Below are 26,210 nucleotides of genomic sequence, written 5' to 3'. Positions count from 1 at the left end.
GCCAGAGGTCTGTTAAATAAATAGCAGTATCAGTAATACAGCCACTGCCCCTAAACCCATCGATGCCAGGTACCAACGCATTTTGCCATTTTCACTGACAGACAGAGCACGATTAGCCAAACGAGCAAACGATGCAGAAAGATTCATCAATGAATCAAGTGGATCACGTTGCAAAATTTTTGCAATCCACAGGTAAGGCCGTACAAACAACTTATCGTATAGCCAATCAAAACCCCAGGCATGGAACCAGCAAAGGGTCAGAAATTTTCCTGATGTACTTCGCGCGATGCTGCTCACTCTTTGCCGTTTGCCCAGATACAACAGTGATGCCAGGAGAATACCGCTAATGACCAGCACCCCAGAGAAAACTTCCAACGCCATTTTGCCGCTTTCAGCAACATGGTTTTCAGGTAACACACCCGCGAGCGGCGGTGTAATGAATGCGCCGATAAAAGTGGATAACACGAGCAAAACCAGTAGAGGCAAACTGTGGCTTATCCCTTGTACAGGCTGTACATGTTTTGATGCATCATGAGCGGCCTCACCATGAAAAACGATAAAAATCATCCTAAAGGTATAAAGTGCCGTGAGAAATGCGCCGATCAGACCTGCAATCAACAAATTGATATGACCACTGGCTAACGCACCCCAGAGAATTTCATCTTTGCTGTAAAACCCCGCAGTGACGATAGGTAATGCCGCTAAGGCCGCTCCTCCCACTAAAAAACAGATATACACCAGCGGAATAGTTTTACGTAATCCACCCATTTTGAAAATATTTTGCTGATGATGACAGGCGATGATAACCGAACCGGAAGCCAAGAACAGTAACGCTTTAAAAAATGCATGGATCATCAGATGAAAAATCGCCGCATGCCACGCTTGTACTCCCAATGCGAGGAACATATAACCAATTTGACTCATCGTGGAATAAGCCAGTACACGTTTAATATCGGTTTGCACCAACGCCGCAAAACCAGCCAGTAGCAAAGTAATAGCCCCGATGATCCCTACAAGGTGTAACACTTCCGGTGCCATCAAAAACAAACCGTGGGTACGAGCAATCAGATAAACCCCCGCAGTCACCATGGTCGCAGCATGAATAAGCGCGGAAACAGGCGTAGGACCAGCCATCGCATCTGCCAGCCAGGTTTGTAACGGCAATTGTGCCGATTTACCCACTGCGCCACCCAGTAGCATCAGCGTCACCCAAGTTATGGCGTTCGAACCTGTTGCCAGTTTTTGCGGCGCTAGCACCATTAATTCATGAATATTCAGCGTCCCTAATTCCTGGTATAGGATAAACAAAGCAAAAGCTAAAAACACATCACCGATACGAGTAACGATAAAAGCTTTCATTGCTGCGGCCCCGTTGGCCGGATTGCTGTAATAGAAACCGATTAGCAAATAGCTACACAGCCCGACCCCCTCCCAGCCTAGATACAGCAATAGCAGGTTATCGGCCAATACCAACACCACCATACTGGCAATAAATAAATTGGTGTAGGCGAAAAAACGTGAGTAGCCTTCCTCAGCACGCATATACCAAGAAGCATACAGATGAATAAAGAAACCAACACCGGTCACCACAGATAACAGGGTCAGAGATAAACCATCCAGCCTCAGAGTCAACGGGATGCTAAAACTATCTACTACCATCCAATGCCATAACGTTTGGCTAACTACCTGAACCCCGGTTACCTGTTGGCTGAGAAAATCGATCGCAACATAAAGCGTGACCAATGCGGTTAAGCCCATCGACCCCACGCCGATAACGGCTGATGTATTTTCCGGGTAACGTCCAGCAGAGAACGCCAGCAACAAGAAACCCAGCAACGGCAGAAGAATAGTTAGAAATAATAGGTTCATCCACGCATCTCACTGAGGGTATCGATATTCAAGGTATGACGACGACGGTAAAGCTGTAGCAATAATGCCAAGCCAATACTGGCCTCAGCCGCTGCCAAACTGATTGCAAGAATATACATGACCTGACCATCTGGCTGATGCCAACAGCTACCCGCCACCACAAAAGCCAGTGCCGCTGCATTGATCATCACTTCCAGACTAATCAACATAAACAACAAATTGCGACGTATTAGCAAACCGGTTAGTCCGAGTACAAAGAGTACTGCCGCTAAAATTAAACCATGTTGTAGCGGAATCATTGAGAGGCCTCTTCACGACCAAGATGAAAAGCCACCACCAGACCCGCCAGCAGCAGCATTGAAGCTAACTCCACCGCTAATACGTAAGGAGCAAATAAACTGATACCTACCTGTTTGGCATCGACCACAACACCACCTATCTCACAACCAGAGACACTACGAAAAGAGATAATCAGTATGATCAGTAAGGTGAGCGACAGTAAACCAGGGCCGATCCACAAACTGGGTTTCAACCAGGCACCTTCTTGCTGCTGTACGGTGTCGCCCAGATTCAGCATCATCACCACAAACACAAAGAGCACCATAATGGCACCGGCGTACACAATGATTTCCAACGCACCGGCAAAGTAAGCACCGAGTGAAAAAAATACCGCGGCAATTGCCAACAGAGAGACAATCAAATACAGCAAAGCATGTACTGGATTGCTATGAGAAATCACCCTTAGTGTTGCCAACACTGCGACCACTGCTGCACTATAAAAGACAAATTCCATCGAAAACGCTTCCTTAAGGCATCAGACTTTTAACATCGATCGGCTTAGCTTCATTTTCGGCTTCGCCTTTTTGTTTACCTTCAATCGACATGCCCGCCATGCGGTAGAAATTGTATTGTGGGTATTTACCTGGTCCCGAAATCAATAAATCTTCTTTTTCGTAGACTAAATCCTGTCGCTTAAACTCACTCATTTCAAAATCCGGTGTCAACTGAATGGCCGTAGTCGGACAAGCCTCTTCACACAAACCGCAAAAAATGCAACGAGAGAAATTAATACGGAAAAATTCAGGATACCAACGACCGTCCTGCTTTTCAGCTTTTTGCAGCGAGATACAGGCCACCGGACACACCACCGCACATAAATTACAGGCAACACAGCGCTCTTCTCCATCAGGATCACGCGTTAACACAATACGCCCTCGGTAACGCGGCGGTAAATAAACCGGTTCTTCAGGGTACATTTGCGTCTCACGCTTATGAAAAACATGCAGAGCCATCATCCACAGGCTACGCACTTGAGTGCCGAAACCCACCACTAACTCTTTTAATGTCATAGCTATTACCCCTTTTATTGAGGGCTATATAAAATGACTGCGGCGGTCGCCAGCAGATTCAGCAGAGTCAACGGCAAGCACACTTTCCAGCCGAACGACATCACCTGGTCATAACGTGGACGTGGTAGCGCAGCACGGATCAGAATAAACATCACCATAAAAAAAGCCGTTTTCAGTGCAAACCAGATAAACGGAGGCAAAAACGGCCCTTGCCAACCACCGAAGAACAAGGTCACGATCAACGCAGAGACAGTCACAATAGCAATATATTCACCAACAAAAAATAAACCAAATTTCATACCTGAGTATTCAATATGATAACCATCCGCTAACTCTTGTTCCGCTTCTGGCTGATCAAACGGATGGCGATGACAAACCGCTACTCCGGCGATGGCAAAAGTGATAAAACCAAAAAATTGTGGGATGATGTTCCAAACATGTTGCTGGTGATTGACAATATCCTGCATATTGAAGGAACCAGTTTGTGCAACCACGCCCATCAATGACAAACCAATAAACACTTCATAACTCAGGGTTTGTGCGCAAGCGCGCATCGCACCCAATAAGGAATATTTGTTATTACTCGCCCAGCCGGCAAAAAGGACGGCATAAACCGCTAGGCCTGCCATCATCAGGAAAAATAAAATACCGATATTGAGATCCGCCACCACCCAACTCGGGCTAATCGGTACGATAGCGAAAGCCAACAATAGCGAAGTAAAAGCGATCATCGGTGCCAGCGTAAAAATGATACGATCGGAGAAATGTGGCACCCAATCTTCTTTAAAAAACATTTTAATCATATCAGCAACGAGCTGTAACGATCCTCCCCAACCAACACGGTTAGGCCCATAACGGTTTTGAAACAAACCTAATAAGCGACGTTCACCAAAGCTCATAAAAGCGCCACAGATCACCACCACCAACAAGATGACCAGCGCTTTTAAGATCGAGATTAAAATGGTACTCAAATCAGGAGTAAACCAGTTCATCATATGATCGCCTCTCGTAGATCCTCAACGCGCTCACCGAGCAAAACAGGTGGAATACCCGTTAAACCTAACGGCAAACCAACCTGCCCCTGAGCCAAATTCTCACTGTAACGTAGCGGCAACCGTAATTGTTGACCGGCGCAACTAAACTCGATGAGAGTACCTACAGCCAGTCCAAGTTGCGCGGCATCCCCAGGGTGAATCATTAAATAGGGCGTAGGCATCCGCTGTTGAATAACATCGGCACGTTGTGACATCTCTTCACTGCCAAATAAATGATAATAAGGAGCGACCAGCCAGCTACTGGATGCAGGGTGAAAAGCAACCGGTACTTGATCAAAATAAGCCAAATTTCCTGCGCTAGCTTCAATTAAACGCACACCGGGATCACCAAAACGCAAAGTACCCCCACTTCCGCCTGAAATTTATTCCACGCTTGAGGAGAATTCCAACCCGGCGCCCAAGCGAAGGGAATTTGCTGGCAATCGGCCAACGGACCGCTATTCCCTTCCATAGAAAAGGCAAAAGACGTGTCGATATCCTGTGGCTGACGCGGCTCATGCACACTGATATCAGCACGCATCGCAGTACGACCACTGTAACGATGCGGAGAACGCGCTAATTTTTGACCATGGATACGGAAAGTGGCATCTGGTGCCGCATCAACAATACCTTGCAACTGTGGCAAAGCGGTGACACAAGCCTGAATGACATCATCAAGTTGTGTCCAATCAACCGGACGGTGGTGATAAACCGCCGTTAGGGCGTGCAGCCAACGCCAGCTTGCTTGCATTAGTGTTTTGTTATCCGGTGTATCATAGTAAGCCGGATCATAAACCTGGAAAAAACGTTGCGCACGGCCTTCTTGATTGACCACAGTACCATCACTTTCGGCAAAACTCGCCGCAGGCAGGATCAGATTGGCTTGGTCCATAATGGCAGTGTGTTGGTGATCTAACACCAACACATTTTTTACCGATGTTAATGCCGTATCCACCTTATCGGCAATAGCATGACGATACAGATCATTTTCTAGCACAATAACACTGTCTGCGATACCCTGGGTTAACTGCTCTAAAGCCTGATCCAACGAACCACTATCCATCATCGCTAAGCCAAAGCTATTCGCCTCAGTGGCAACAAAACTGATGCCAACGTCAACACCTCGACCTTGCAATGCCTTAGCAACATTAGCAGCTGCAGCAATGATCGCCTCACTACCTGCGCTACTACCGCTAATAATCAGTGGCTTTTTTGCACCCGCCAACGCTTGCACAATAATATCAACTTTGACTTGCAAGCCATCGGCTAAATCACTGACCGCAGGGGCGGAGGCATCTAATCCATGCGCGATGGCAAAACCTAAGCGTGCTTGTTCGTCCACAGGTGCATGATAATTCCAAGCAGCAATATCATCCAGGCGAGTATTATCAACATTAGTGATAAATAAAGGATGTTTAGCGTGCTGCCCGATATTCAACACTGCGGCGATCTGCCAATCGGCGACTTTTTGCGCCGCAGCCATCGCCCGCGCTTTGCCTTTCACCGCCTGACGAACTGCCAAAGCAATACGTGCCGCTGTTTGCGTCAGATCTTCTCCCAACACCAGTACCGCATCATAACTTTCCATTTCGCGTAATGCTGGTGTATGGATCCCTGCTTCACGCAACACTTTCAGCATCAATTGCAAACGGTTCTGCTCACCAGCAGCAATACCAGTATAGAAATTTTCCACACCGACCAATTCACGTAACGCAAAATTGCTTTCCAAACTCGCCCGTGCCGAACCTATGCCGATGGTTTTTTTCGTTTGGTGCAACATATCAGCCGCAGCCTGTATCGCACGATCGGCATCCAGAGTGATCCAAGCATGAGCACGCCGTTGTTGCGGCCGACGCGGCCGATTTTTTAAATTGACATAACCGTAGCCAAAACGGCCACGATCACACATAAAATAGTGGTTGACGCTGCCATTGTAGCGGTTTTCAATGCGACGCAATTCGCCATAACGTTCGCCCAGGCTGGTATTACAACCAACACTGCATTGCTGGCAGATGCTCGGTGCAAATTGCATATCCCATTTACGGTTATAACGTTCGGAATGGGTTTTATCGGTGAAAACACCTGTTGGGCAGACTTCCACTAAATTGCCGGAAAATTCGCTCTCCAGGGTGCCACTTTCTGGACGACCGAAATAAACATTATCATGCGCGCCATAAACGCCAAAATCAGTGCCATCCGCATAATCTTTGTAATAACGCACACAGCGATAGCAAGCAATACAGCGATTCATTTCGTGGGAGATAAAAGGACCAAGCTGCTGATTTTCATGTGTCCGTTTGGTAAAACGATACCGTCTGACATTATGCCCAGTCATTACCGTCATATCTTGCAAATGACAATTTCCCCCTCTTCGCATACCGGACAATCGTGCGGGTGATTAGTCATCAACCATTCCACCACACTGGCACGGAACTCCTTGGCTTCGTTGTCATCGATAGAAATAAAGCTGCCATCGCTAGCTGGTGTCATACAAGACATGACCAAACGGCCGCGGGTATCATCCGCATTTTGATATTGTTTCACCGCACATTGACGGCAAGCACCTACGCTCCCTAACGCCGGATGCCAGCAAAAGTAAGGAATATCCAGCCCAAGGGAAAGACAAGCCTGCAACAGGTTGTCAGCCCCGTTGACATCATATTCTTTGCCATCTACATGTATCGTCGCCATAAGCATGCTTCCAAGTCGGCTATTAGACTTCTTACAAAACCCACTGTGGTATGCATTCCGGTTACCTGGTGCTCGCAATCCTCATGTACTCGTGTGTACACTGTGGTTGCTGTGTTCCAGCCGCCTTGACTCCACACCACTCGCTATAGTTTTGCAAGAAATCTATTTTTTTATCTACCAGCGGACATTCAACAAATTGTTAGCTTGAATACCCTCGATAGCCGCTGTATTACCAAAATCAGTATCACCTCTGTTGATAACATCAGGACGGCTATAATCTTTTTTCGCTATGCCAGCGGCAAATTCGGCGCGAAAATATTTAATCGCACTTTGTAGCGGTTCAACCGCACCCGGTGCGTGAGCACAGAAAGTTTTTCCCGGTCCCAATAAACGACACAACTGTTCTAGCGTTTCAATATCGCCTGGTTGCCCCTCCCCACGTTCCAAGGCTTGCAGAATCTTCACACTCCACGGCAAACCATCACGGCAAGGGGTACACCAACCACAGGATTCACGGGCAAAAAATTCTTCCAGATTACGAGTCAGAGAAACCATACTAATTTGATGGTCAACCGCCATTGCCAACGCAGTGCCCAAACGGCTACCGGCTTTGCCAATATGTTCAAAATCCATCGGTAAATCAAGGTGTTCTGCCGTTAAAAAATCGGTGCCTGCTCCCCCTGGTTGCCACGCTTTGAATTTCAATCCATCACGCATTCCGCCCGCGTAATCTTCCAGAATTTCCCTCGCTGAAATACCAAAAGGAAGCTCCCATACCCCAGGGTTTTTTACCCGACCAGAGAATCCCATCAGCTTAGTACCTGCATCATTGCTTTTACCCGCGGTGATCCCTTGGTACCAGTCAACACCATGCTCAAGGATGGCCGGCACGTTGCACAGCGTTTCCACATTATTGACGCAAGTCGGTTTGCCCCACACACCCGATGATGCCGGAAACGGTGGTTTAGAACGTGGGTTAGCACGACGGCCTTCTAACGAGTTAATCAGTGCCGTTTCTTCACCGCAGATATAACGCCCCGCACCAGTATGAACAAACAGCTCAAAATCAAAACCACTACCCAGAATATTTTTACCCAACAGTCCCGCGTCCCTGGCTTCACTAATCGCCTGACGCAAACACACTGCCGCATCAATGTATTCGCCACGCAAGAAGATGTAACCACGGTAAGCTTTGAGTGCAAACGCGCTGATTAACATGCCTTCTATCAATAGATGAGGCAGTTGTTCCATCAACAGGCGGTCTTTGTAAGTACCCGGTTCCATTTCATCGGCGTTACACAACAGATAGCGGATGTTGATACTCTCATCTTTTGGCATCAAGCTCCACTTTAAACCGGTGGAAAATCCCGCGCCACCACGCCCTTTCAGACCCGCGTTTTTCACTAAATCGACCACATCTGACGGTGCCATGCCGGTTAACGCAATCTTTGCGCCCTGATAACCGTTTTTATTACGGTATTCATCTAACCATAGCGGTCGTTTATCATCACGCAAACGCCATGTCAGCGGGTGAGTTGCCGCAGTTACATGACGATTCATGGATATCGCTCCAATAACTGTTCGATGTCTTCAGGCTTCAGATAACTATGTGTATCTTCATCAATCATCATCGTCGGCCCTTTATCGCAATTACCTAAACAGCAAGTGGGCAACAGAGTAAAACGACCATCAGTCGTGGTTTGACCCGGTTTAATGCTAAGCTTTTTTTCAATCGCCGCCTGAAGCCCTTGATAACCGGTGATATAGCAAACCACACTGTCACAATAACGGATCACATGACGACCAACAGGTTGGCGAAAAATCTGGCTATAAAAAGTGGCGACACCTTCAACATCGCTGGCTGGAATAGCCAGCACGTCAGCGATAGCATAGATGGCACCATCCGGCACCCAACCCCGCTTCTTTTGCACAATTTTCAGTGCCTCGATTGAGGCCGCGCGCGCGTCTTCGTAATGATGTTTTTCTTGCTCAATAGCGGCATATTCTTCGGCACTCAGTACAAAAGCAGGTTTGGTAGCAAGGGAAACCACATCAAGCGGATTTTTATGATGCTGCCTCTCTTTTTGATCATTCATAATTAGCGATCCACATCAGACATAACAAAATCGATACTGCCCAAATAGACAATCAGATCAGAAACCAAACTGCCACGGATCACCGATGGGATCTGCTGCAAATGAGCGAAACTCGGAGTACGTATCCGCGTACGATAGCTCATGGTGCTGCCATCACTGATCAGATAGTAACTATTAATTCCCTTGGTCGCTTCAATCATTTGAAAAGATTCATTGTGAGGCATCACCGGCCCCAAGAAACTTGCAAAAAGTGAGTGATAAGCGTTTCAATATGTTGCAAAGTACGTTCTTTTGGCGGTGGCGTCGTCAACGGATGATCTGCTTTAAATGGACCTTCCGGCATATTTTTATAGCATTGTTGCAAAATACGCAGACTCTGGCGGATTTCTTCAACTTTGAGCATCACCCGAGTGTAGCAATCACTATTACCATCGCCCACGGGAACATCAAAATCAAAGTTCTCGTAGCCAGAATAGGGACGCCATTTACGCACATCAAACTCAATGCCGGTAGCACGCAGGCCGGCACCGGTCACTCCCCATGCCAAGGCTTCTTCAGCATTGTAGGCAGCCACACCGATAGAACGCCCCTTTAGAATACTGTTTTTCAGCGCGACCTTAACATAGGAATCAAGGCGTTTTGGCATCCAGTTAAGAAAGTCACGTAGCAAATGCTCCCAGCCTTGTGGCAAATCATGCGCCACACCACCAATACGAAACCAGGCCGGATGCATACGAAAACCGGTGATCGCCTCAACCAGATCGTAGATTTTTTGTCGATCAGTAAAAGCAAGAAATACCGGACTCATCGCCCCCACATCTTGAATAAAGGTGCTGATATACAACAGATGACTGTTAATGCGAAACAGTTCCGATAACATCACACGAATGGTATTCACCCGATCTGGCACCACAATACCGGCCAGTTTTTCTACCGCCAGAACATAAGGCATTTCGTTAACACAACCGCCTAAATATTCGATACGGTCAGTGTAAGGGATATAGCTATGCCAAGACTGGCGTTCAGCCATCTTTTCCGCGCCGCGGTGATGATAGCCGACATCCGGCACACAATCGACAATTTCTTCACCATCTAATTGTAAAATAATGCGAAAAGCACCATGCGAAGAAGGATGATTTGGCCCCAGATTAAGGAACATAAAATCTTCATTTTTGCGCCCAAGTTTCATGCCCCAGTCTTCCGGCTTGAAAGTCAGCGATTCCATCTCCAAATCTTCTTTTTGTTTGGTTAGAACAAAGGGATCGAATTCTGTGGCACGCGCTGGATAATCTTTACGTAACGGATGCCCTTGCCAACTCTGTGGCATCATAATACGCGTCAGGTGGGGATGACCATCAAAGGTAATACCGAACATTTCCCAGGTTTCACGTTCATACCAATTAGCATTAGGAAAAATGCCGCAAACACTAGGAAGCCACAAATCCTCCTCAGACAACGCCACTTTCAGGATGATATCGCGATTACGTTTAATGGAGAGTAAATGGTAGAAAACAGAAAAATCCGCAGCAGGCAATTTCTCGCGATGAGAACGTTGACGTTCATCAACACCATGTAGATCAAACAACATTACGTAAGGCTGTGGCTGTTTTTTTAACCACGACATCAAATCGAGTAATTGCTCTCGTTTTACCCATAATACCGGCATACCCATACGGGTTGCTTGCAAGACAAAAGCCCCGGAGCCCAAAAAGCACGACAAGGGTTCAATTATCGGATCATCCAAATGATCACAGGTATGATATGCTGGCTGGGTGCTGCCGAACGCCGTCAAATCTGTCATAATTTTTAAGCTCTAAATTTTATCAGGCGTACGTAGATTAGTCACCGCAATACGTTCACCCCGCTTGCGCTCTCTTTCTGACTGCATATTAGCACGATAAACCCCCTGATCACCCACCGCCCAGGAGAGGGGACGACGTTCTTTACCAATGGATTCTTGCAATAACAGTAAGGCCTGCATATAAGCTTCTGGGCGGGGTGGACAACCAGGAATATAAACATCAACTGGCAAAAATTTATCAACGCCCTGCACCACCGAGTAAATGTCGTACATGCCACCCGAATTGGCACAGGCTCCCATCGAAATCACCCATTTCGGCTCAAGCATCTGCTCATATAAACGCTGAATAACAGGTGCCATTTTGGTAAAACAAGTACCCGCCACCACCATAAAATCAGCCTGACGTGGTGAAGCGCGCAACACCTCAGCACCGAAACGCGCCACATCATGCACCGCAGTGAACGACGTCACCATTTCGACATAACAACAGGAAAGACCAAAATTGTACGGCCACAAAGAATTTTTACGCCCCCAATTCACCATGCCATGCAACGCATTTTCCAGCTTTCCCATGTAAACACTACGATGAACATGCTGCTCAAGAGGATCGCCGCTGATGGTTTCTTGAGATTGCAGGGGATAACGGTCGTTTTCACCGTTCGGCTCTACCCGTGTGAGAGTATAATCCATGTTAGTACCTCGCTACAGTTTCTGAAGAGATCTACTGCTAATAGTAGTGATGGTACCTGGTTTCACTCGACGATGAGATTGCCCCGGTGTCCAATCCAAAGCACCGATACGTACCAGATAAATCAATCCAGCCAATAGCACAAAAATAAAAATGCTGGCTTCGATAAAACCTATCCAGCCACTTTCACGAATAGAAATTGACCATGCATACAAATACAGTGCTTCAACATCGAAGATAACGAAAAACATGGCGACCAGATAGAATTTAGCAGACAGCCGCATGCGCGCCGAGCCAACAGAGTCGATACCAGATTCATAGGGAATATTTTTAGCACGGGCACGGGCTTTGCCACCGAGAAAAAACGCCGACAGCAGCATTAAACTACACAGCCCCATCGCTCCAATACAAAATACCGCGAACGCCCAATGATGAGCGATAACTCCAGTCGTTATTGGCATATTATTTACTTATCAAAAGTAGTTTCGAACAGTAGACTTCTAGCGAAACCGGCCAGGTAACACAAGCCTGTGTTGCCCACAAAATGTATTGATACCTATCGTTAATAACTTATACCGTACAATGTATAAACAAATATTATATCTTCCGCCCTACTATAGCATTCTCTTGGAAAAAATCGGGGACTTCTGCTTCCAGCCAAACGTATTTTTTGATCTAGGACACATTTTTACTACTCTTTGAGCAGGTTAGAGAGAGCAGAATCAGGTATACGGGAATTTTTTTATTTTTTTCACAGCAAGAGGCCAACCTTACCGGTCAGCACATGGACTTTATCACATTAAACTATGCCAGATAAGGCTATTATTGGTCATAAAGACTTCATGAATACGATCTTTTTCCCGGGGAGCACGGAGCACTGGGGTAAAAAACAATCGCAGATATCATCTCCTATCAATACCTGCGATTGTCCAACATCAGAAGCTTGTCCAGTAGTGATAACAAACCCCAACGGCATTCCGAAAACATCAACACTTCCATGAATTTTTGAAGAGAACCCACCACAACATCTACCTAATCCTTCTTTTTACCTCCTCTTACTCCTGCTATATGCCGATAACCTGGAAATACAGCCTAACAAGCGACAAGTAAAGTATTTAATACTCTATTCGCGCTAAGCTTTGGATCGAAAGGAGCGATTTTTTCATCGCTCGTCCAATTGTGGACCCTTGTAATTAATGAATCAATCACGCTAGCTTCTTGCTGCTTGAAATCATCGCTAATAAGCGATTTCTCTTGATTAAGATTGTATTTACGGCGGCAACAACTCACCCACTTGCCATTCACGTCGTATGTTTCTTCAACACTCTGCTGCGGTACGCAGTTAGAAGTATAATCAGTACGGTAGAACATTTTGCCAGCAACGCTGCGAACCATTTTTATACTGTACAGCAGAGTGCCTTGTGTGCCGCCATTAGCAACAGTTTGATAGCCAAATTCATTAACTTTACGAATAATAAATTCGCCATCAGCGGTGTATCGAGAATAAACCTGGCTATTACTTGTTACCTGCCCTTTAGTGTCATATTCGTATTTATTATGAATGCCCTTAAACACCTTGCCATTCATATCGAAGAAAAACTTACTGCTACTAACAGTTTGATTCTCAGCGTTAGATTCAACAACGACCACGGTCTTATCATGCAAATCTGATGAGTTGTTTTCCGCTTTAGATCCATTAGCATCATTTACGAAGATCCTTATACCCTTTTTATCGTGGCTTAATGGATCAGCTGTATATTGGTAATGCCTAGCTATTGTAGATTCGTGTGAACTGACCGACAGATCGTACATCTGTGCTACTGAAGCTTCATTAGATGCGGCATCAAGGGTACTACCTGTATGAGTTAACGATTCACTTACTAACTCACCATTGGCATTATAATTGGAGACGCTTTCTTGACACAATTTGCCATCAGCATCATAGCTAAAAAAAGTGGAGCTTTTACCCAGGAGTTCTCCTTGCGGATCATATTCTGAGGTATTTTTATTGCGTAAAAGATTATCGGTGTCATAGTGGCTACTGATTTTAATATAGCGATCTGGCTTGCCATGAGCATCGTAATTTATCACGCTTTCCATGAGCAAACGGCCGTCTACATCGTAATCAAACTCGCTATTGCTTTGACTAACCTCTTTTCCATCAGAATTACATTCTGACTCAACACGGTAAATCAATCGTCCCATAGCATTATAATATTTTTTACTACTGCTTATCAGCAATCCCTTTGTATCGAAGGTAGATTCTTCACGGCGATGTACCTGACCATTTTCATGATATTTATTTTTTATTTCATTGTGGATAATGAAATTACCGTCGATATAATTAAATGTGATCGTGCTGATTACTTTATCACCGTTATATTCCTTTACCTGAATGTTTTTATTACCTTGTTTATCAACAAGATAATGCACTCTTATTTCACCAAATTCGCCAAAAATAAATGAACCATCGTTAGCACGCTTAGGGACCTCTTCTTGTAAACAAGAAAACGGGAAAATTATTGAAGATTTATTTGTACTATTTAACAGACCAGTTAGAAAATCATTTACTTTCATACCTGAACTTTGATCCCTAACATAGTGAGTTGACACATATTTTTCGTTTTGGAATGAATTTGGAAATGAAGATGTATTCATATTAAATATCTCACCTTTTAATTAATAAATAAAACCGTATACTACCAAACGCCAATAATAAATTATTATGGATATAGTTTATTAATAACAAAGTAATACAGAAAATTATTTTTGCGTCACTAACGTGTATTCATTACTACAACTATGAAATATAGATAACTTTAATTTTAATGCAAGAAAATTGTTAGAATTTTTGCGAGTGGTTTTAGTTCAATCCCTCCGTTACCGATTTTTTAAAGAGTATCCTGATACAATACGCTCTTATCGGCTTGCTAATTAACCAACTCAAATTTACGGTAGATATCCATCAATATTTCATCAAAATTATAGGTCTATCCACTACCATGATTAGCGTTAATAGTTAGAAAAAGAAAAGTCCTGAATTACACTTTATAATTAGGCAGTGGAATAATGACATGACCATCAGTCGTTTCATTACCCACAGTATGAATATAATAATCTTTCATTTCTTGGATTGAAATAATCTGTTTAATAGCATGATCATGTAATAAAATATGGCTTTTATAGTTGAATATTAATTTTAATTCATGATGGAGAATATCGCCTTTAATTTTAGATTGCGAACGTTCGAAAACGTCATCAATGACCAGCAATTTATTTTCAATAAAGACAAAAAGTGCATCATAATTTCGCGAAATATTAATATTTTCTGGCATTACGTCAATTGGAAGAGAACAATGTAATGAGCCATTACCAACATGAGAAAGGTAAATCACTGGGTAGTTAAATAACTCTATCTCAAAAGTAAAGGCCATATCTTCTATCTGATCAAGCGATGTTGTTATCAATAAGGCAGATACATCAGCATCGATATGTTCATCAGGAGCTAATGTTGTCAACCGCCCGCTGTTTAGGATCAGTACTTCATTCCGGCGTTGATAAAGAGCACCCAAATTGTTTATACGTCCCACCTCACCTCCGCGGTTAACCTTGATTAAATCTTGCTTGTTACTGATAAAATAAGCTTCTTCTTTATTACTATTAAAACCAAGATAGTTTTCCAAACTATTTAAGGTACTAGACATAAACAATATTTTTTTCATCGGCTGATACCAAGCCTGTAGATTATTCTTTAAGCCAATCTGAATTATTTCAGCACAAATACATTGATGACACAAATGCTCAATAGCATTTGTTAAGCTGTTAACATTTAAATAAGTGGTATCACTATAGTGATCCTGAGAAAAGGCCGTGGTGACACCTATTAGTGTTACTGTAAATATATCATCATCTGTCCTGCCAATATTTAGATGAATACCATTATTTGTTAAACCTTCTATATTCCCTTGAATTAACATAACGTTCACAAAATCTGTGCCTAATGCTTCATTTAATACCAGCGTACTTATTTTTGGTATTTTATTTTCATCGTGTAGAACACCACCAGTAAAAATATTTCCGAGAAGAAAGGTATTGATTTTTGCTACGTAGCCCAATTTGCTATTATTTAAGATCCAGGCACCTTGATTATCGCTAGACATCCCTAAATTAATCATATTTTGACCAAGATCCATTTTACAAATAATAAATTGTTCACTGTTAATATCATACCAAGCAGACAAAGGAAGAGGCGGATTTTCATCGCCATATAATAAGCCCCATATGCTAACATGAATAGCTATTTCAATGGCTTTGGTTTGTCCAGGCTCCAATAAGGAAGCATCGGCTAACTTGTTACGTAGTTGACCAATATACGTTGTTAAAGAAAGAGCCCAATCAGGATTGCCTATAATAAACGCATTTTCTACCGCGAATAATGTTAGTTTTTTATCATCAGAAAGGCGATAAATAAACCCTTTTTCGGTGGTAATCAAAGCATTCCTTATGTTTACCACATCATGGTTATTTAACCCGAACTCACGTAAATTCATTACTTTAGCATCATCCCCCTCTTCTTGAACGTAAAGTCTATAAAGCCAATTATTACCATTTTGTTTATATTGCCGTGGAGTCACACTCCAAAAAAAATAGTTATCATCTCCAGCTTTCATTCCCTTAACTATTCCAGCTGGACTAATCAAAAAATCAGAATCTTTAAGGATATTGGTATACATTCTGGCCGAAATATGTCCCTTAACATCAATACTATTTTTCAGGGGCCATATCAGTCTGTCTCCTATTAGTATCGTCGTATCAGTTTTAAAGTTGATCAATCCTTTGATGTTTTTACCCGACATTTCCCACGGATTAATACCACTTGGCGTAAGTACCTGCTAGCTCCTGTTTTTTATAAAAGCGGCCAGGCCAGTTAAGTGACGTTTTTCAATTAATTGACTCTTTACCTCGGCCGGTAAACCATAGAGTTCTGTGAGCGCTAATGCCTGGTACGGATCCAAAGTATCAATCATATATTTTAGCCTTATCTTTTCGCTGCCATAGTGGTATTCCTGCTCAAAAGTGATAGCTTGAGCAAGCACATTGACATTGTTAAGTGTTGATAGCGATGTATAACTTTGACGGCCATTTTCCATCATACTTGGTAAATGTGCGAGGGGGAGATAAACCTGTAAAAGGTTGCTCGTTCTGATCTCTGATACCCAAATTATTTTTTCGTATTTAAACAGAATACGTGCATACTTTGGCATGGGTACCATAGGTATAATAAGATCTCCCTGATACCAAGCATATTCTTTCGAGAGAAAGAGTAGCTGGACATTTTCAGGCCGAGTTTTTCTAAACAGTGTGTCTTGATGATTAGCCGTATAGAGAAAGGTCTCGTGACTACAAAGATAAAAACAGAATTCACTCTGTTCGTTAGGATCGGGGCTAAATTTATTAATGCGGAGATATTTAATCGTTTGTCCTACATTTTTAAGATGCTGAGTGATATAGCGCTTCACGGCATTAACTTCATCACCTCGCTGGTTAATATTGGGTATGCTGCTAGCATCAATAAACAACGGAATCAAACGAGGTGACTCCCAATTTAATTGGGCCGTAAAAACACCCTCTGGTAATTGAACCGTCAATGTAGTAGTAGAAAAATGAGGGATAGTGAGAGTTATTCTATCTTCAATCGATTGAGTCACTTTTATTCCATTTGAAATATATTCTGAATTGGCGCTTTTGACAAAACGATGAAAATGGAGCCGAATAAATATATTATAATCAAGCCGCATAAATCTATTATCCTGCGGTTCGTCATGAATAACATCGAAAGAGGTCGTGATCCCAGACAAATGACGAGCATCAATAATCCACTGTACTGCTGAGTTTTTGCAATTAATGGTCATATCTGCTTGTGCTTTATTCAATATTAATACCACATCTGCCTTTCCGGTTATCGGGGCATAAAATGTATAATTAAGATATTTTTTATAAGTATAGTTGGTAAGTAACTGAGTTTCACTCACCCCTGGTGCAATTAGATTATATTTGGCATTCCCTAAAAAAATTTCCACACTAGTATATTTATAATCAAATTTTAAACCCGTCATTGCTCTATAATAAGCATCGTGCTGAATCGGTATCTGCTGTCCATAAATATTTTCATATTTCCCTATACCAGAAAATACAAACCCAGCATCAAGTTGTTTTTCAAACCAGCGCACAGTATCAAATTCAGCATCGCCTCTCAGACGAATGAAGGGAACAAAATCATATATTGGCTCTATTTGGGCTCTCGGTGTAATAGGTAAAATCAAGGTGGTTGATTGAGTACCGTTTTGCAACGCGATACTATGTTTCCTAACGCTGTCACCATTCATTTCACGTAGATTAATATAGGCTTCAGGTTCCATCTGAGTGTAAGTATCGTGCATTTTACGCATTTGTTGCCCATATCGATCGAAGGTAACAACGGTTTGCTGAGGATCTGTAAAATTTATTTCGCTAATAACTGTTCCCTGACAAGGGATCAAGGTATCTTTAATAATCAGGATCCCACCTTGATCCCAACCTTTTTTCATGCTATTAAAATAACGTCCAATAGCTTTAGCTTTTTCTATATTTTCAAGCATGTTCATCACTTCATCTGAAACACAATTACTTGCAACAGCCAGTGCAATACCGACGACAAACATCGCCACCACAGTAAAGGGTGAAGAGAATATTAAACCCACTATTCCTAAAGAAATGCTCACCAGATCTAAAGCGATTTTTACTACGATAATACTACGTTGCATTTCATTTCTTTCTTGAATCAATTGCAACGTATTCAACCCAAGACTAATGAATCCCAGTAAAACTCCTCCCTTTGCTAAACGAGTATTAAATTTTCCTACAGCATTCAGTGCCTGTCTAATACTGCCAGTTTTTAGATGTTTACACACTCTATGTAAATAAAATTCGGTAATTGTACCTTTTGTATTTATTACATTATGAAAATCTGCTAACAGGGATAAATAAATATGTGCCTGTATCGTTTTAGCGAGTATAGAATTACCTTTTACCTGATTAACACCATATTGTAGAAAATCATATAAAGATAAAACTGAATCAAAAACGCTTCCCATGCCTCCTGCTTTACCAACTAATTTAATCTGACTCTGTCCAGAGAAAAATTTAGGATAATGACTATCTATTTGCAATTGTCTCCATAAATATTGACGTAATTCTTCAAAAATTTTATCAGTACTCTCTAGTTCTTTGACAAGGGTAAAGTCGTTCATATTAAGAAGCCGGATTTTATATTTGCCACTGTTCGAATCGTATTTTAAGCTGGTCAATAGAGGTAACCATTCATCCACATTAATTGAGTGATCGGCTGCTGCCATTACACGTCGATATTCCTGTTCATTATTATAACTACTCACAACCATAAAAGTGGAATGTGGCATCGACCCAGAAAAATTTAATTGTTCAATGCGCTGCATGTAATTAATATCTAAATGATTTTCTATTATCAGTTCAGTACCTTGACTGCTACTAGATTGCTGTAAATGGTTTGATCCATGTGTAAAACTTAACAAAGAATAATAGTAAATGGGGATTGTTCTATAGTATCCGCTTAAAATATTAAAGGTAGTATTAAGCTGTTCAATAGTAATCGTAGACGGCTTAACCTTGATTTTATTTTCTGCATCAGCAAGTAAAAAACGATCTATATTACCCAAATAAATAGCCTTAATCTTTTCTTTACTGTACTTACCGAGAAAAATAGTCTGCGCACTATTATATTCACTCAAACTAAGGCGATAAAAACTAAATAAATTGCGTATGATTCGTTTCTTCAAGCGCTGAAAACCTGCTTCAACATCACCAACAATTTGCGGGATCAACGCCTGTAGCTACAGCTTTCCACAAGTACAATCTAGCCCATCAAACCAGCTCTGATATGAATTTTTCTCTAGCACCTGTTGCAATACTTTTATCAGCATAGTAACGCCAACATCGTTCGCATCGACTATCAAAATTTCATTTGTACTATTATACATACCTACTATTAATGCCATGCTATCAGCATTAATCAATACGGCTCCCCGCAAAATAGCCTCTTTGAGGCCGGTAGCCATATTTGCATCTATCCATCCGTCTAATTTTTCAGGATTAGGAAGACGTTCAGGAAGTATTTCGTTATTAACCAGACGGGACTGCAATATATCACCCAGGCTAAACTGGTTTTTATCAAACTCAGTGACCACACGGATACGTACAGCGAGATCTTGCTCAATCGGCTGATATTCACGTTTTACTACCGTATTACGGAGGGTAAATTTGATCTTTTTATCACAGTTACTCGCTACGACCCAGTTTATTTTTTGTCTAAATCCCTGACGCACAGCCTTCGGCTTACCAAGCCATCGCTGTCCCATGGCATCAATAGTGAACAGGTTTTCCTGAACAAGAATATGATTAATGAAAATATGATTGCTCTCTAAAAAGAGATATAAGCGTTCAATAAAATCGATGGCAAATACGTTACGCGAATCAAGTGTCTCACTAAGTTCGTAATTCCTATCTGCTGTAGAACATTCTGCTTTAATTCTACCCCACTCATCACGGTTTCTTAACAAGTCTATTGCTGATTGCATTAAACCACAGCCAATAAATATGAGCTGTTCCCTTTCTACATTCTCATTTCCCCATTTTATAGAATGTTGTACCAATAATTGAGTGACATCCTGCACTGAAAAGTTTATTGGGCTACCGTCACCCACCAACAGAATACGGGTTTCTTTTTTAAGGTGAAGATCAGGTGCTTCCTTTACTTTTATAAGCTCTTGAGTTCTCTTATTATACTTATACCAAGCATTCAATTCCGTGTTTGTGTGATAGAGAAATTTAGCGGTTTCCTCACAAAGCAGATCATTATGAGAAAGTTGTATAATGCACTGAGCATAATATTGCGGGCAACAAGTAAAAACCTCGTGATAGCGCATTTTCCCTAGGAGGCGAGACTGTTCGGATTGCTCAGTGATCCAGGAAACACTAATAAAAGAAGAAAAAGTAAATTGTTGAAATTTATATTTATTTTCTACTACCGGTATCGCATTAATCTGCAACAATTGATAAAAATAAAGATTATCATAAGCACGAATGCCCGCCAGTCCAGGGGTCACGCGATCATACCGTGCCATAGCCGTATGCCGATAACCAATAAGCGCTTCAATATCAACAATAACATTTTGATTGGCAAGCTGTTGTTCGAGCGCTGGATTGACCTTCTCCGGTAAAAGTAGGATCTCGGAAAGGCCGTTAATGTTGTGTTCCGGATTATCAATAATTTTATGAATGCATTGCAAATTTTCTAATATCTGATCGATAAAATGGCTTTTTTCCTCTGCTTTTGCTTTTGCTAGAACCACACCATCACCGTAGAGGGTATAGCTAAACTGAAAATAAGGGTCTACCTTCAGCTCTTCAAGTGGCATGAACAACGGTGTGCCACTTTTTTGTGCTAATGCGACCAGTTGCTTAATGACCCGCTCAATTTTGGGATCGATGCTCGCCAACTGGTAGCTTTCCAGCAAGGTTTCTCGCGTTGGCATCATATCCTGCTCCATCAATTCATCAAGAATGACTCTAAGAATAATAGCTTGGCTTTTTATACCTTCTGGATCGCTAAGCGTTCTTTCAATTATATCGGCAAATAATTCCTTATTAACAGCAGGCAATAGATCGGGATTAATGCATACGCCACCGTATTGTCTTAATACTAAAAGACGAAAAATATCGGTAGCCGCATCAAAATTTCCACGTAGTGCCAATTCTTTAATATACAGTTTTCGTTCTTCCTGTATATTATCCAGTTCGTCTATATTTTTTATAGCGATAACAATATCAGGGTTATCTTTTTTTAATTTAGCCAAGGCATCCGTAAAACTTTTGTGATTATCGTTCCAAATAGTTAGCAATTCTTCTGGATCACCCAATGTATGTCTAATCAAAAAATTTTTAGCTGCCATATCGAAAGAAATGTGAGTATTTTCTTGCATATATTGATAGATTTCGTTTTGCAATCCAATAACATTGCTCTTAAAGAATGTATAAAAATCATTGTTATCTGTATTGGTATCATCAAACGTCTCTTGGCTCGCTTTTTTTTGTATACGTACAAATATCTCACGTGATAAATAAGTATTGTTGTCCGTCCAAGTTTTTATTTTATAATGAGAGTGTTGTTGTATCCACAGATTAATATATTCCCTTTGAATATTTTCTATCTTACCCAGGATAATAAAGTGTAGGGTCTCACTAACCGTTTCCATCATGGTTTTTTTACGTGATAAAAGTAAATTTAAGGTTAATTCTATATTGAGGAGTTGTTCATCTTTATCAACAACAATCACGCCATCTTTAATACATCTCATCATTCTCAATAAAAGTTCCATTTCCTTTTTTGGATCCGTCGAAGGAATCATCTTAACGTATTCTTCTTTACTATCAAAAAAAGTTTTATATAGAAAATTTTTCTTGTAATAGTTTTCGTTTTTATTGATGTTTTTTAATTTCTCAACAATATCTAAACGTTCCATAGGATTTACCACCTGATAAAAAATTTATTAAAATATTTTAAGCGTTGCCAAATAGCAATCTTGAATTTATGCCAATCTCCGAGCAAGCGTAGCTTTCACCAATAATATATTTCCTTTGTCTAATATAGTTTTTTTAATTTGCTTAAATTATTCTATAACCTGATCGTGCTCCGCTCCTGGAATAGCCATCCGATCCGCCCACATTTTCTTAAATAAGAAGATCCTTTTTTTGTAAGATAAACAATAGTCCCCCGATTAGATACTACCAGCACCAAGTGTAGGATCCCTTAAATTCAACAAAATATGCAGCATTTCATGCAGGTAAATTCGGATCGCAGAAAAATTTTCAGGTTGCCCGGGTAGACTAAGATACTGAGGTATTAATAGCATGGTACATACATCAGGAAATTTTATAACCTTTCCAACAAAATCAGAATAAGGTTGAATTGTCGATGCAATTTTAATTTTATGTTTTTCAGTTAGAGAAGGGACAGCATAATTAAACAAACGCCTAAAAGTAGGACTTCGACGATATATATTATGATAACTGTGTATTAGAATAACAGTTTTTTTCCCTGTTTCTAGTATTAAAGTAAATAAAAAATTAAACAGCTCATCAAACTGAGGAGAAAGCGTGGTATCTGTTACCTTACGTAACAAATCAGATACTTCTCTGACAGTGATCCTATAGCGGTACGGTGTAATTTTGATTACATAATGAATACTATTCAGTATAAATATACGACACGATTCATCTTTATGCTGTAATTATAATAGAATCGTTCTGCTATATGCTCTAAATTCGGGAAGTAGCTGTCTAAATAGAAAGATTGCATACCGTCTTCAATACTCAATTCCCCTTTGCCTCCCTTTAAATTCACTTTAGTGTAATATTTTTCTCCTGCTTTATGGGTAATCATTCTGGCATAATTTGGTTCTGTTGTGTGCCAATCAATTTCATAGCCCCCTCCACTGTTTTTAACCGGCATTACACGATCCTCATTGATGACATAAACGACAGAATAACCTTTCCATTTTATACCCAAGTGAAATCAAGATGCAGGATTTAGCGCCTGGAAATTATCGTTTAAGCGAGATACCAGAGAACTTGCCATTTGTGGTAGCTTCACCTCAAAGAAGTTTAAGATATCGTTCTTAAAACTCTGTTTAGATGGGTAATATCTATTGTTTCGTGTTTGCTCATTCATCACCTTCCACAATCGCTCTATCGGGTTTAGATTCGGGCTATACGGCGGAAGGTAATGAAGCTGGATATTCAACGTAAGCGCGGCGTCTTGCACAAGCTGTGAACGGTGATAGCCTGCACCCTCGAGGATCACATGTGCCGTTGTCGTGATGGGATAATGCGCGCGAATGGCAGACAGGAAGTGAACCACATTTTCGCTGTTAATCGTCTCATCATCACGGATTATGGGGTTAGCCACATTCTGGATGTTCAAGGCTCCCATGATATTCAACCGCGTTCTGCTCCCGGTGGTCTCTATCGTTTTATCCTGGCCTTTTCGTATCCAGCCGTAGCTTATTTTGGCGGCTTGTGTCGGATGAACGGCATCAATAAACAGTATGGGGTCATTACCCGCGGCGTCTTTCAATTCGCTGTAGGTCTTTATAAATTGCTGCTGTTTCTCAACGGCAAATTTATGCGGAACACCTTTCGGCTTTTTATAGCTAAAGCCATGCTGCTTCAACCCTTTATACGGACCTGATACGGTAAAGGTGATGTTCCAGCGTCCAGCGATATAGGCCACAATTTGGTGATTGTGGTGGTAGAGCGGCTGGGTGAGATGTTCAACCAGCGACGTGGTCTGTTCCGCATTGAGATAGCCATCGGAGCCGCCATTTTCAGGCTTGAGCTTGTTGAGTTTATGATAGTCTGTAAGGTGGCGCCGCACCGTGGTTTCATTAATGAGCTGTGAGTGAGCAATCATAGGGGGAGTCCAGCCGTCTGCGGACAACAAAACACACCGGATCCTGTCACAGACACGGCGGTCATGGCTTTGACGATGTTGGGCTTCGAGGGTAATTTTCTGGTCAGCAGTCAGCTCTATTTTCATGGCTATGAGCATGATCCTTATCGACTTCAAAATCAAGCATCTTCATTGATCACGGGTATATATTTTTCGCTCCCTGGCACCCTTGCACGCGGCAATGCCAGATTATGAGGATTAGACTTAACGGTAAATGCATCATATTATCTATCCAAGATGTAATCGGTAAATCCGTCGTTTTGCCAGCCACCTGCATCACTGCTGTAATAATTTTTTTGTCACGTTTTTGTGAGGTAGCAAAATGTGGTCCAGCTTCGTTCATACCATTTTTTAATCCATTAAAAAATAAGCTCGCTGCATCAAAACCAAGCGCAATCGTGCCAAACAGTGTTTGTATCCATTCATGGTGGCGGATACCTTCCTCTATGTTTATAATCTGCACCAACCACAGTTATTAGGGTTAATCAACTCTTCAAATACGCTGACAACATCAAATTGTGTGACCGTACTAAATTTCAAACGACACTGTTCTTGCATACAATCTGCGCGCAGTTTGGTTATGTATTCAATAGATTATTCAAGTATCAAAAGTAATATTCCCTCTCAATGAATGTCTCAATAATCTTATCGTGCATTTTTTCAGATTTTGAGTAGCCTATCGTTTTACGATTCAATCGGTTAAGTCTCGTTCTCAGTGTTAAATTTTCTCTTTCTATCCTTTGTGTATAAAGCTTGCCAACGATGTGATTTGCGGAAGGTAAGATCGAATAAGCCGTAAAATTATCTGTACAGAAGAAGGCAACGTGAAAAGGGGCTAACAGCTCAAGGAGGCTCTGAAGCGTTGGGATACCTCTCCTCCCAAAAACATGGGCTATGATCCGCTTAAATCGAAGTTCCCTGAAGCCTTGGTCAAAGATGTTGAGCTTTATCCAGATGCTTACCAACGGGAACACGCGGCCCCTTTTAAGGTGTGCACGAAATCCATTTGGCAAGCCTTGAAAAAATGGGGCATCACCTATAAAAAAAACCTGCGTCATCCCAGGGCAGACGAAGACGTACGGTGTACCTTCCAGGAAAAGAGAGACGGCTATAAAGAGCAGGGAAAATCGTTGGGTTATCTTGACGAAAGCGGTTGCGCAAAAGATATGCCACGAACCCATGGATATTCTCCGCGAGGTCAACGCTGTTCTGGCCTCCAAAATGGGCAGGCCAAGAGGCGAACGAATGTTATCGGTGCGTTATTGGGCACGGTGTTGATGGCGATTGTCCTGTTTTCCAGCCCGGTTAACAGTGATGTCTTTTACGCCTGGGTCACACAGCTTCTCCAGCCTTCTCTCCCTCCTCATTGTGTCATCGTCATGGACAACGCCAGTTTTCACAAGCGTCAGGACATTCAACTCGCGATTATCAACGCCGGGCATCTGATTCAATACCTGCCTCCTTACCCTCCTGACCTCAATCCCATTGAACATAAATGGGCACAGGCTAAAAGTAAGAGAAGAGACCTCAATTGTGACATCAATACCTTATTTTCAGAATATATGATGTGATTATTATGTCGTTCATATATAGTACATCGGTATCTAAACACACTACACCCTGTTTTTTTAATATTAGCAAGCGCAGAATATCATTTGCAGCGATGATATTCCCACGCAGAGCAAGTTCTTTAATATACAACTGAGGTTCTTTTTGCCTATTATGGATCTGATCTATATTCCCAACATAAATAAAAGTATGAGGATTATCTTTTTTTAATTGAGTTAAAGCAGCTTGAAAGCTGTAATAATTATTATCCCAGATCTCTGATAATTATTTTGACTGGCCTAAATGATGCTCGATTAAAAAATTTCTGACTGCCATATCAAAAACCATTCGATTATTTGATTGTATGTACCGGTAGATTTTATTTTGCCATTTCATTATTTGGCTTTCAAAAAGTGCATAAAAATTATCCTGGACAATAGAAGTACTCTCAAGCACTTCCTTGGTGGCTTTTTTTGTATACGTATAAACAGCTCTCGTGCCAGATAAGCATTGTTGTCTATCAAAGTTTTATTTGATAATGAGGATTTTGT

Annotated in this window: 19 protein-coding genes and 3 pseudogenes; 1 reads left to right on the top strand and 21 read right to left on the bottom strand. The window is 41.8% G+C overall.

The features are described 5' to 3' along the window. Positions 1–12: 12 nt before the first annotated feature. From nuoL to CCS41_RS00060, 20 genes and pseudogenes are all read right to left on the bottom strand, one after another. A complete protein-coding gene (nuoL, locus tag CCS41_RS00155) occupies positions 13–1,869 on the bottom strand; it encodes an NADH-quinone oxidoreductase subunit L (protein WP_072550771.1) in 1,857 nt (618 codons plus the stop codon). Next, positions 1,866–2,168 (bottom strand): NADH-quinone oxidoreductase subunit NuoK, encoded by a 303-nt coding sequence (gene nuoK / locus CCS41_RS00150; RefSeq protein ID WP_072550770.1) that lies wholly within the window; start codon positions 2,166–2,168, stop codon positions 1,866–1,868. Before nuoK ends, nuoL begins: the two co-directional genes overlap by 4 nt. After that, entirely contained in the window at positions 2,165–2,662 is a 498-nt protein-coding gene (gene nuoJ, locus CCS41_RS00145) for an NADH-quinone oxidoreductase subunit J (protein ID WP_072550769.1), read from the bottom strand. The genes nuoK and nuoJ overlap by 4 nt, the downstream gene beginning before the upstream one ends. Before the next feature lie 13 nt (positions 2,663–2,675). After that, positions 2,676–3,218 (bottom strand): NADH-quinone oxidoreductase subunit NuoI, encoded by a 543-nt coding sequence (nuoI, locus tag CCS41_RS00140; RefSeq protein ID WP_072550768.1) that lies wholly within the window; start codon positions 3,216–3,218, stop codon positions 2,676–2,678. Between the two features lie 14 nt (positions 3,219–3,232). Continuing rightward, positions 3,233–4,210, bottom strand: coding sequence for an NADH-quinone oxidoreductase subunit NuoH (nuoH, locus tag CCS41_RS00135; RefSeq protein WP_072550781.1), 978 nt, complete (start codon positions 4,208–4,210; stop codon positions 3,233–3,235). Beyond that, positions 4,210–6,943, bottom strand: a pseudogene (gene nuoG, locus CCS41_RS00130) (NADH-quinone oxidoreductase subunit NuoG). Before nuoG ends, nuoH begins: the two are co-directional and overlap by 1 nt. 174 nt (positions 6,944–7,117) lie before the next feature. Then, positions 7,118–8,503, bottom strand: a complete 1,386-nt coding sequence (gene nuoF / locus CCS41_RS00125; RefSeq protein WP_072550766.1) for an NADH-quinone oxidoreductase subunit NuoF — start codon at positions 8,501–8,503, stop codon at positions 7,118–7,120. After that, on the bottom strand, positions 8,500–9,039 hold the full coding sequence (gene nuoE, locus CCS41_RS00120; RefSeq protein ID WP_072550765.1) for an NADH-quinone oxidoreductase subunit NuoE: 540 nt from the start codon (positions 9,037–9,039) through the stop codon (positions 8,500–8,502). The genes nuoF and nuoE overlap by 4 nt, the downstream gene beginning before the upstream one ends. A gap of 2 nt (positions 9,040–9,041) precedes the next feature. Beyond that, positions 9,042–10,840 (bottom strand): annotated as a pseudogene (gene nuoC, locus CCS41_RS00115) (NADH-quinone oxidoreductase subunit C/D). A 12-nt stretch (positions 10,841–10,852) separates the two neighbouring features. Beyond that, positions 10,853–11,530 carry a NuoB/complex I 20 kDa subunit family protein gene (locus CCS41_RS00110; RefSeq protein ID WP_072550763.1) on the bottom strand — a complete coding sequence of 226 codons (678 nt, stop codon included), beginning with the start codon at positions 11,528–11,530 and terminating at the stop codon, positions 10,853–10,855. A 12-nt stretch (positions 11,531–11,542) separates the two neighbouring features. Further along, positions 11,543–11,989, bottom strand: a complete 447-nt coding sequence (locus CCS41_RS00105) for an NADH-quinone oxidoreductase subunit A (protein WP_072550762.1) — start codon at positions 11,987–11,989, stop codon at positions 11,543–11,545. A 631-nt stretch (positions 11,990–12,620) separates the two neighbouring features. After that, positions 12,621–14,186, bottom strand: coding sequence for a hypothetical protein (locus CCS41_RS00100; protein WP_119963733.1), 1,566 nt, complete (start codon positions 14,184–14,186; stop codon positions 12,621–12,623). A 383-nt stretch (positions 14,187–14,569) separates the two neighbouring features. Then, on the bottom strand, positions 14,570–16,384 hold the full coding sequence (locus tag CCS41_RS00095; RefSeq protein WP_072550760.1) for a hypothetical protein: 1,815 nt from the start codon (positions 16,382–16,384) through the stop codon (positions 14,570–14,572). Between the two features lie 36 nt (positions 16,385–16,420). Continuing rightward, positions 16,421–19,426 carry a TcdA/TcdB pore-forming domain-containing protein gene (locus tag CCS41_RS00090; RefSeq protein WP_072550759.1) on the bottom strand — a complete coding sequence of 1,002 codons (3,006 nt, stop codon included), beginning with the start codon at positions 19,424–19,426 and terminating at the stop codon, positions 16,421–16,423. Positions 19,427–19,435: 9 nt separating this feature from the next. Beyond that, positions 19,436–22,123, bottom strand: coding sequence for a TcdA/TcdB catalytic glycosyltransferase domain-containing protein (locus tag CCS41_RS00085; protein ID WP_072550758.1), 2,688 nt, complete (start codon positions 22,121–22,123; stop codon positions 19,436–19,438). Positions 22,124–22,378: 255 nt separating this feature from the next. After that, positions 22,379–22,783, bottom strand: coding sequence for a hypothetical protein (locus CCS41_RS00080; protein ID WP_072550757.1), 405 nt, complete (start codon positions 22,781–22,783; stop codon positions 22,379–22,381). A gap of 68 nt (positions 22,784–22,851) precedes the next feature. After that, positions 22,852–23,112 (bottom strand): hypothetical protein, encoded by a 261-nt coding sequence (locus CCS41_RS00075; protein WP_072550756.1) that lies wholly within the window; start codon positions 23,110–23,112, stop codon positions 22,852–22,854. 63 nt (positions 23,113–23,175) lie between these two features. Next, the gene (locus tag CCS41_RS00070) at positions 23,176–24,198 is read right to left on the bottom strand and encodes an IS630 family transposase (RefSeq protein WP_119796998.1); all 1,023 of its coding nucleotides are present in this window, start codon (positions 24,196–24,198) and stop codon (positions 23,176–23,178) included. 49 nt (positions 24,199–24,247) lie between these two features. Beyond that, positions 24,248–24,574 carry a hypothetical protein gene (locus tag CCS41_RS00065; protein WP_072549785.1) on the bottom strand — a complete coding sequence of 109 codons (327 nt, stop codon included), beginning with the start codon at positions 24,572–24,574 and terminating at the stop codon, positions 24,248–24,250. Positions 24,575–24,716: 142 nt separating this feature from the next. Continuing rightward, positions 24,717–25,028: pseudogene (locus CCS41_RS00060) on the bottom strand (IS1 family transposase); the annotation flags it as partial. Between CCS41_RS00060 and CCS41_RS00055 the strand changes: the two are divergent. Continuing rightward, positions 24,999–25,682: an IS630 family transposase gene (locus CCS41_RS00055; RefSeq protein WP_072549787.1), complete on the top strand. Its 684-nt coding sequence runs from the start codon at positions 24,999–25,001 to the stop codon at positions 25,680–25,682. The pseudogene CCS41_RS00060 and the gene CCS41_RS00055 overlap by 30 nt on opposite strands. Here the strand turns inward: CCS41_RS00055 and CCS41_RS17460 are convergent. After that, a complete protein-coding gene (locus CCS41_RS17460) occupies positions 25,651–25,935 on the bottom strand; it encodes a TcdA/TcdB catalytic glycosyltransferase domain-containing protein (RefSeq protein ID WP_083429570.1) in 285 nt (94 codons plus the stop codon). The genes CCS41_RS00055 and CCS41_RS17460 overlap by 32 nt on opposite strands. Positions 25,936–26,210 lie beyond the last annotated feature (275 nt).

Origin of the sequence: Candidatus Fukatsuia symbiotica (genome assembly GCF_003122425.1) — a bacterium.
Lineage (GTDB): Bacteria > Pseudomonadota > Gammaproteobacteria > Enterobacterales > Enterobacteriaceae > Fukatsuia > Fukatsuia symbiotica.
The sequence above is the reverse complement of the archived record's forward strand: the minus strand, read 5'-3'. Positions and strand labels throughout refer to the sequence as shown.